Below are 9080 nucleotides of genomic sequence, written 5' to 3'. Positions count from 1 at the left end.
ATGGGGAGGGTTGGGAGGGGCTTCCAATATACATTCCTTTTATGATAACATACAATACAGACGGCGTAAAGATGCCGAAAATCAAGAAGCGTGAGACCACAACTTGGATTAAAGCGGTGGCAGCAACATATGATAGGAAGATAGGAGAGATAGGATATATGTTTGTTGACGACGAGAAAATACTCGAAGTAAACAACGAATATCTAGGCCATGATTATTACACCGACATCATCACTTTTGATTATGATGAGGGCGATGTGCTCAATGGCGATCTTGTGATAAGCCTCGATACAGTGCGGAGTAATGCCGAAATGCTAGGAAAATCGTATGAAGAAGAACTTCATCGCGTCATTATTCACGGCATATTGCATCTCTGTGGCATCAACGATAAGGGGCCGGGAGAGCGAGAAATCATGGAAGCTGCGGAGAATGCGGCGCTGAAGTTGTTGGGAAAAAAGAGTAGGTAAACAGAGAATATAGCCATGGTAATCGGGAACTGTCAACTATTGGCCTGACTCCATAATTCCCCAACTCCTGATTACTTGCTCTTTTTAGAGTCGTGCGAGGAATCTGTTGATAGTGCCATTGTCAATAGTCCGAAGGACTACCCTTTTAATAGCCGTGGACCTTTAGGTCTATGGTATTGTGTGAAAGAAAATACCCAGTCTGATAAGACTGCCCATCCTATAATTATCAATGGGGAGTCTTGTCAGACTCGTTTGTTGTTTTGCTTTTTTATTGTCCGGAGGTTTACGCTTTGCTTCAACCACCGGCTATTGATAGGGCTGTCCTTCGGACAGTCATAGCTTCATCATACAATTTATCGAATGAATCTTTTTTTATCTTAATGGAGTAAATGATACACCCCTCCGGGGAGCATCTTAACCACTCCTTTCATTTCCATTGAAAAGAGGAGAGAGGTGATTTGCGCAATAGGGATATTGACTTGAACGGATAATATGTTGATTTGCAGGTCGTTGTGGTGCTGCAATACGTCGGCTATCTGTTGTTCTTCTGCCGACAACAGTGGGAAGAGCTGCCGTTCAATGCCTTGCTGTTGCGCCTTTTTTAGTTTAATATCTTCTTCCCATCCCATCGCTTTTACAAAGTCGAAAGCCGACATGATGAGCCCGGCCTCGTTGTCACGAATGAGCATATTGCATCCTTCGCTGTAGGGAGCACCCACAGAACCGGGGAAAGCAAAGACGTCGCGGTTGTAGCTGCGAGCTATTCCTGTGGTGATAAGTCCGCCTCCATGCGATGCACTCTCGACCAAAATACATGCATCACTCATCCCAGCCACGATGCGGTTACGCCTTACAAAGTTCACTTTGTCAGCATTCGTACCCGTGAAAAACTCTGTCAACAGGCCGCCATGTTCTATCATTTCGTTGGCTGTTTGTCGGTGGACTTGGGGGTAAAGGTAATCCTGTCCGTGTGCCAACACGCCCACGGTATCGTATCCATTGGCCAATGCTTGACGATGGGCGTGGATGTCTACGCCATAGGCCAAGCCACTTACGATGAGTACATCGGGGCATAACGTCTTCAAATCGGCCATAAATCGACGTATCAAGTCTTGTCCATAGGCGGTGCATCGACGTGTCCCGACCATGCAAACCACCTTCGAACAATTGAGCGAAGCATTGCCCCGATAGAATAAGACCAACGGTGCGTCGTCACATTCTCGCAGTCGTTGCGGGTAGCGAGCGTCGTTCATACAAAGCGGTTCCACTCCATGTTGCTCGTCCCAAAGCAATTCTGCCTCTGCACGAGCCATGGGTTCGCTGAGGTCGCTCAATGCTTCACGCAACTTAGGTGAGGCATCGGGCAGCACGTCTAAGATATCATGACGATGCTCAATGACCGCCGTGGCCGAGCCTAACCGCCGATACAACTCCAACAGACCACTGAGGCTGAAGTAGTTGATACGACTGAGTGCGAGCGTATAGAGTGTTTCTTGGGTCATAAGAATTTCTCGAAAGCTTGGCCATACTCTTCGCTATAGCCTAGCCTTCCGTTGATAAGTGTCACGAGATCGGCGTCGGCATGGAAGCAAAGTTTCTCATCGCTGGCGCGGAAAAGGTCGTGAGTGAAAACCCAGCGGAGTCCCTCTTTGCGCAATCCCATGCGCGAAATAAACTCGTCGTCGCATGTTAATGGCGTCTTATATTGCAGCGACATGCGAGCCACAACGGCATCTACACCTTTCTCATGCAGCTCTGCGAAGCTCAGTCCGGTCGCTTTGAGGAAGCGATGACGCGTGTGTTCGGTGTAATGTAGGTAGTTGGCGTTGTTTACAATGCCTTGTATGTCGCACTCGTAGTCGCGTACTTCCATTCTCGTTTCAAAGATATACTTCATCTGTTTTGTCTTTAATATGATATAATAGTGAATATTTAATGGTTGCCATACTTCAGATATTCATATCCGATACGGCAGCGTAAGCAGTCTTTATGGTCACAATATTCGTTCTTGAGTTGGATAAGTGCCTGCGTATCGCCGGCATTTTCCACCTTCATTCCGCATTCTTGCCACATACGGATGATATGGTTGTCTTCGGCTTTGAGTTGTTCTAAGAACTCGAAAGCGCGGTCGCAAAGCCCTTCGTTGCATATATGTCGACCGTAGGCGAAGAGCATTGGGATGACAGTGTTGAGTATCATGAGATTCAATGAAGCCGCTGACAGATGCTTCTCGTTGGGTGTATGCTCTGTCCCAAAGGCAAAGTGAGTCTGCCAGTAGGGTGTAGCTTGCGTCTTCAAATGTTCTCTTAACTCGCGCAGAGAGCCACATTCGATGATTTCGCTCAATCCTGCTGTGCGGTTATAGTAGAGTTGTGCCAATTGCGACAGGCGTATATGTGGGAAGTTTTGCGGCCGCAATCGCAGGAATTTCCATTGATGGAAATCCATCGCTTGCATGGAAAACTTATACGCCAGATAGCAATATTCGCTCGCCATACGTTGATAATACGTATCTCTCAAGGCCTTGTCGCGATATGTTTTAGGCAAGGCTTCCGGCTCCAAGAGGCCTGCCTGTCCCATAAAGATGGCTTCTATCTGGAACAAATCGTCTCTATGATGAGCTACACTGCCCAATGGTATGTTGCAAGCCCATTGCTCGAAGGCCTCTCCATTGATGCCAAAGCCGTAATTGCGAGCCATGGTGACGAAGTAAGCTGCCTGCCAATCGCCTCCACATCGGACAACTCGCTCGTTGATAGCCACTGTCTTTTGCTCTAAACGCTCGGTCTCCAAGCTGCTCATCCATGAATGAATCATGAGCGACGGCAGCTCCGGAATGATGCGATAGCAAGGCGGATAGTGGTCGGAATGAATCAGTTCGTCGTAATGTTCCGCTATATCGTCCGGCACATCCAGCTGCAATTGCCTGATAGGTCGGCCTTGGCTGTCTACGGCTTCGGTATCTATAGTCCCACATACATGCAAGATGACATTGTCATAGCGTACATCTTGTTCATGATGATGGACGAACCAGTCGCTTGCTCGGTCGTGTATCTCCACATTTCCTACCCATAGTGTCCCATCAATCTTCACTTTTGCATTGAAGAAATCAGGTCCCGCGTCGTGGTTATGCAGTCCCGTATCTATCACTTCTATACCGAGTCCATCGGCCGTAACAAGTGATTTCAGCGGAAATAGCTTGTGTTTCCATACGTAATGTAGGAGCTGTTCCATGATATAGATATTGTTCTTTCAATGGCAAAAATACAAAAAAAAATCTTAACTGAAAAGGTCTTGTAGTTCTAATTAATTCTATGTGTCTAATTAAATCTACCTAATAAAATAACAAGAGCGTGCATTGGCACGCTCTTGTTTGTGTATATGATGGATAGATATTATTTCCCTATATAACCATAGTATTCACTATCGGTAGCACAATCCCACCAAACCGGACACGACCAGATAGGATCTGTCAGGGCCAACTTGTTGGAAGCTTTCACCTGAGTGAGGTTATAATCTCTCTCAAGGCTGCTCTGTGTCCAGCGACGCAACCAATAAGTAGGGTCTGAAGGTGACTTTCCGATAATCTTACTGCTGGCAGTAAATTCTGATGGACGGGCGAAGTCGGGATATATATTACCAAAGTTCTCGATGTTACCGGCACTGTAATTGAAGCGACGCATGTCATTCCAAACCTCTAAATTCAATCCTCCCATAGCGATAATCTTTTGTCTCATGATGTCGGCCATGGTTAGTTGAGCAGCATTTTGAGCCACAGCGGCACTGCTCATATAAGCAGTTATATCGGCATCTTTCATAGGTAACATGTCCGGATTCTCCCCTATTTTCTTGTCACTTGTGGTTCCATCACTTTGCCATTGCTTCAATCCGGCTTGTAAACGGTCGAAGTTGGCCTGTATACCTTTTCTGTATGCGTCCAAAGCACCACCTTTATCGCCCTTGCGGAAGAGCACTTCGGCTTTGATAAAGCACATCTCCGAATAGGTCATAATGTCGAAATCGGAGTTCGGACGAGTGTAGAATGTTCCCGTACCTGCTACATAACTCTTACCGGCAATGGGATAATAATACATATCGGTAGCCGAACGACCGCTTGTAGACATACTGTTTGACCGCATGTTGACGTAGCAAGTATCACCCGCATGCAGGTAGTTGGTGGTGTTACAGTAGATTTGTCCCGGTGCATAAGTTACTACTACGTCGTTTCCATTTGTCTCTACGGCATGGCTGGTAGTCTTCATGTCGGCCACAAACTTGTTGCGTGCGGTGGCATCAGCGACGGTATAGGTCAGCTTTACGGCGTTAGAAGCGTAGGTGGCATTGATGATATTGCCGTTGAGACGTGGGTTGTTGGGAGTCAACATGTCAATACCTTTGTCGCGAGTCCATTGGAACGAGGCGAGATTACCGTCAGCATCGAGCTTTACATGGGTCATGGCTGCAGGCACCAGCTTTGTTAATCGTGGGTCGATAACGCCCGAACCGCCAGTGAAACTGTTGTTGAGCAGGCTGATATACCATTTGGTGAGTCGCTGAGAAGTACCGTAAGCGGCGCAGTTCCAAATAGGATTGGTCTGATAAGGGTCACCGATTGTCACGTTGGTTTGGTCGCCTTCCACATTATAACATTTCACACTTGTGTTGTCGGCATTCGACTGTGGACCGTTGGCAACGGCGGCCAAGATTTCATCAGGTTTGTATAAATCGCTCTTCTTAGACAGTTTTAGCAAGTAGCGAGCTTTCAAACCATAGGCCAACTTCAACCATTTATTGGCATCACCGTTATTCCATATATCGCCTTCAGAGAGCGCAATGTTCTCGTTTTTCATCTTGAGATAGGCGATACCTTTATCCAAATACTCCATACACTGGTTGAAAAGAGCCTTTCCATCATCATAGGCCGGGTTGTATTTACCGGTGAAGGCTTCGCTCATAGGGATTTCTCCATGGAGGTCGAGCAACGTCATAAAGCCCAGCGCGTAGCTGATACAGGCTGCACCGGCATAGTGATAAGCCTTTTGAGCCTCTGCCGCTGCAATCAAAGGAGCCACGTTGACGCCCGCTCCCAGGTAGAAATTCTGATATACGGTGGTCGCTGTTCCCTGCAGAGGATCCCACTTTGCCAACATACCATTGCTACTAGTGGTAGACGTTTGGGTGAAGGTTCCGGCGGCAGTACCCGCTCTCATGTAGGCCGTACCGAGTGCATAGTCTAGATAGTTTTGTATCCAAGGCAAGCGAAGTTGGGGAGATGCCGTCTCCGATGTAGGGCTATCGGGGTCTGTATTCACGTCCAAATAGTCGTTACATGACGACAGTCCGCATACCAGTGCACCGGTTAATATGATGGTTTGTAATTTTTTCATATTCTTACTTGTTTAGATTGGTTAGAATGTAAGGTTGATACCGAGCGATACACTTGTCGAAGATGGTACGCTACAGTAGTCGAGTCCCACTGAGCCTGAACCTCCCGTACCTGCTCCTGAGGCCACTTCCGGATCCATACCCTTGTAATTGGTGATGGTGAAGAGGTTGGTTCCGGTGAGATTAGCCACCAATCCTTTGATGACACGGTGGTTCTTGATGAGACTGGTGAAGTCGTAGCTGACAGACAGTGAGCGCAATTTCAGCCAATTCACCGACTGGATGAAGTTGTAAGAGTTGGCGCAATAACTACTCCAGTATTGCTGGATGAGATAGCGACCTGACCGCTCTTTGCCGTTAATTGTGTAGGTCTTGTCTGCTTCATAAGTGATGGTGTTGTTCTCTGGAGCTGTACCATCGCTGTAAACCACGTTAGTCAATGTCACAGATTGGCGATTCTCGGTCTGCTTGCTTAATCCCATAGAGGTGAGATAATAGTTTGTACCGTTATAAATATCGCCACCGAAGCGGAAATCGAGAAGGCATGCTACCGACAGATTCTTGTATGTAAAGGTGTTGTTGAAGCCTCCGATGAGTTTCGGTTCACGGTTTCCAATGATGTCGGTAGTCTTGTTTGCGTTCTTATAAACGCCTGTTGCCACGTCTACAACGTAGTGTCCGTTGTCGTCGGTCACCCAGTGATTACCTGTCAAACCGAGGAAATCGCCACCGTTAGGGATAGCTCCTGCCTTGACAGTACCTATCTGTGCGTCGGTGGGATAGAAGATACCTACACCGTCAATGAAGTTACCCAAAGTACCATTATTAAATGAGAAGTTAAGCATCGATTCCCATTTGAAGTCCTTGGTCTTGATGGGTGTGCCGGTGATAGCTATTTCCATACCGTCATTGATGACCGACCCACCGTTCAGCGTGAGGAAGATATAGCCGGTAGACTGGGCCAGACGGGGAGAACACAACTGGTTCTTGGTTTGTGTATGATAATAGGTATAGTCTATACCTAAGCGTCCGTCGAAGAAGCGAAGTTCCGCTCCCAGTTCATAAGAGGTCTGTATTTCCGGTTTCAAATCGGGCGCACCACCAGTCCAACTGTTACCCGAACCGAGCTTGCCATTATTCAAAGTGCCCACAGCCCATAGGTAATTGTTTGTCACATAGGGGTCAGCGTCTTTACCAACACGTGCCCATGAGGCTCTCACCTTACCGAAAGAGAGGATATTACTCTTCGGTAACAGTTCCGTAAATACAAAACTTCCGCTCACAGATGGATAGAAATAAGAACGGTTTTCTTTTGGAAGTGTAGACGACCAGTCGTTACGTCCGGTTACGGTAAGGTAGGCCATGCTCTTATAAGAGGCTCTGAACTCACCGTATACACCCACCATGCGCTTGCGAGTGGTACCATCTTTAAAGAACTGGTTGGCTGTTGCGATGTTATTAAAGCTGATGGTGCCGGGCATTACAAACTTATATCCCCAGTGAGATTGCGACCATCTCTTGGTAGCTTCGGTCGTTGTACCGAGCAAGAAGTTCAAGTCGAAGTCCTTTAATGTCTTATGCATGTTGCTCATCACGTTGGTTGTGATGTATTGGTAGTTCGAGTAGTTCTTCGACAAGAAGCCGTTTTGATACTTTTCTACCACAGCTCCGTTAGGCGCGGTGTAGGTATAAGAGTCTGTCTTATACATATCCAGACCGGCACGGGCGCTGATGTCCCACCAATCCGTGAGTTTAAAGCTGGCATTGATAGACCCTGTCAAGCGGTCGTTGTCGTCGGTCATCTTATTGCGATTGATTATCCAATATGGATTTTCCACGTCGTCTGCAATCTCTTGTAGGCCGTCGAACATGCGATACTTGGTACCGTCGTCGTTCAACCAGTGCGTAAGATTGTCGGTAAGCGGCCAACCATAGAGCGCTGTCATTGTACCGTTGCCGCCGTGTTCCCATAATCCGCCCGATGTAAGCGTCTTCTTGGTGTGTGCTTTGGTATAAGCCACGTTGGCTCCGACGGTCAGTCTGCCATACTTCTGTTCACCGTTGAGGCGGAAAGTTGTCTTGTTATAACCTGTTTGCGGTACTATACCCGATTGGTCGAAGTTTGATGCACTGAGGAAGAATGACCCGTTTTTTGAACCTCCCGATACGCTTACGCTGTTGTCGTAAACCACTCCGTTTTGGAAGAAGTTGCCTACATTGTCGTATATTTGGTTCAGAGTCTTGCTCTCTCCAATCTTTTCACCCCACGATTGGGTGGAGTAATCGCTGAAGATACCTTTCTCGTTGTAGTATCCGCGACCGTAAGTCTTCTGGTATTCAGGCGTCTTGGTAGCCCACGACGTGCTTACCTTACTGCTTACGTTCACCCGTACCGTGCCCTCGCTACCTTTCTTTGTGGTGATGATGACCACACCATCGGCAGCACGAGAACCGTACAAAGCAGCGGCCGCGGCACCTTTCAGCACCGAGAGCGACTCAATGTCTTCGGGGTTAATGTCCATGGCGCGGTTAGAGAAGCTGGTATTGTTCTTCGTCACACCGTCGGTAGCTGAGTTTCCACTGTTAGGTGTGGAGTTGTCGTAGATGATGCCGTCAACCACGAACAACGGTTGGTTGTCGCGCGATTCGCTCGCCGAGTTACCGCCACGGATAATGATGGTGGCCCCAGCTCCGGCTGCACCGCTCGATTGGGTGATGTTAACACCCGGCACTTTACCGGCCAATGAGTTAACGATGTTGGTCTGTTTGTTTTTCAAAATTTCATTAGAGTTGAGCTCAGACACCGAATATCCTAGTGCTTTGCGCTCTTTTCGGATGCCCATGGCTGTCACGACCACTTCGTTCAAGTTCTGACTATTCTCAGTCATTGAGATGGAATAAGCCTTTGCCGAAGTAACCTTTACCTCCTTGACGTCGTAACCTACGTAGGTGATTTGTAGGATACTGCCCACAGGAGCTTCGATACTGAAGTGACCTTCAATATCGGTAACGGTAGCCACACGAGTTCCCTTGAGTGTGATACTGGCGCCAATGATGGGCTCACCCTTTTCGTCGGCCACTGTACCGGTAACGATGTTCGACTTCTGACTGATTCGTAAGTCAGGTGAAGATTCCAAAGCTGAGGCTGAATAGGGGACTGCCATACTCAGCGCAAGCAGGAATGCTGGTAACAGATAATGTTTTTTTCTCATATGCATCGATATTAGA

General features: G+C 47.6%; 6 protein-coding genes. 1 reads left to right on the top strand and 5 read right to left on the bottom strand.

What is annotated here, in order from left to right; all coding sequences use genetic code 11:
• Positions 1-41 precede the first annotated feature (41 nt).
• Complete coding sequence (gene ybeY / locus HMPREF0671_RS07385; protein ID WP_036898858.1) at positions 42-467, top strand: rRNA maturation RNase YbeY; 426 nt, start codon at positions 42-44, stop codon at positions 465-467.
• Between the two features lie 377 nt (positions 468-844).
• Here the strand turns inward: ybeY and dprA are convergent, their stop codons facing one another.
• The 5 genes from dprA to HMPREF0671_RS07360 all read right to left on the bottom strand — a co-directional run bounded on the left by dprA (position 845) and on the right by HMPREF0671_RS07360 (position 9064).
• Positions 845-1969: a DNA-processing protein DprA gene (gene dprA, locus HMPREF0671_RS07380; protein WP_036898855.1), complete on the bottom strand. Its 1125-nt coding sequence runs from the start codon at positions 1967-1969 to the stop codon at positions 845-847.
• Positions 1966-2364: a thioesterase family protein gene (locus tag HMPREF0671_RS07375; protein ID WP_036898852.1), complete on the bottom strand. Its 399-nt coding sequence runs from the start codon at positions 2362-2364 to the stop codon at positions 1966-1968. Before HMPREF0671_RS07375 ends, dprA begins: the two co-directional genes overlap by 4 nt.
• A gap of 35 nt (positions 2365-2399) precedes the next feature.
• Positions 2400-3701: a DUF2851 family protein gene (locus HMPREF0671_RS07370; RefSeq protein WP_036898849.1), complete on the bottom strand. Its 1302-nt coding sequence runs from the start codon at positions 3699-3701 to the stop codon at positions 2400-2402.
• Positions 3702-3862: 161 nt separating this feature from the next.
• Entirely contained in the window at positions 3863-5854 is a 1992-nt protein-coding gene (locus tag HMPREF0671_RS07365) for a SusD/RagB family nutrient-binding outer membrane lipoprotein (protein ID WP_036898846.1), read from the bottom strand.
• Positions 5855-5875: 21 nt separating this feature from the next.
• Positions 5876-9064 carry a SusC/RagA family TonB-linked outer membrane protein gene (locus HMPREF0671_RS07360; protein ID WP_232223179.1) on the bottom strand — a complete coding sequence of 1063 codons (3189 nt, stop codon included), beginning with the start codon at positions 9062-9064 and terminating at the stop codon, positions 5876-5878.
• Positions 9065-9080 lie beyond the last annotated feature (16 nt).

The sequence above is a fragment of the Prevotella sp. S7 MS 2 genome (genome assembly GCF_000762865.1).
Classification (GTDB): domain Bacteria; phylum Bacteroidota; class Bacteroidia; order Bacteroidales; family Bacteroidaceae; genus Prevotella.
The sequence above is the reverse complement of the archived record's forward strand: the minus strand, read 5'-3'. Positions and strand labels throughout refer to the sequence as shown.

What these genes read in the sequence shown, in the direction of transcription:
- ybeY (WP_036898858.1), top strand. Translation starts at nt 42, where the DNA reads ATGATAACATACAATACAGACGGCGTAAAGATGCCGAAAATCAAGAAG.
- dprA (WP_036898855.1), bottom strand. Translation starts at nt 1,969, where the DNA reads ATGACCCAAGAAACACTCTATACGCTCGCACTCAGTCGTATCAACTAC.
- HMPREF0671_RS07375 (WP_036898852.1), bottom strand. Translation starts at nt 2,364, where the DNA reads ATGAAGTATATCTTTGAAACGAGAATGGAAGTACGCGACTACGAGTGC.
- HMPREF0671_RS07370 (WP_036898849.1), bottom strand. Translation starts at nt 3,701, where the DNA reads ATGGAACAGCTCCTACATTACGTATGGAAACACAAGCTATTTCCGCTG.
- HMPREF0671_RS07365 (WP_036898846.1), bottom strand. Translation starts at nt 5,854, where the DNA reads ATGAAAAAATTACAAACCATCATATTAACCGGTGCACTGGTATGCGGA.
- HMPREF0671_RS07360 (WP_232223179.1), bottom strand. Translation starts at nt 9,064, where the DNA reads ATGAGAAAAAAACATTATCTGTTACCAGCATTCCTGCTTGCGCTGAGT.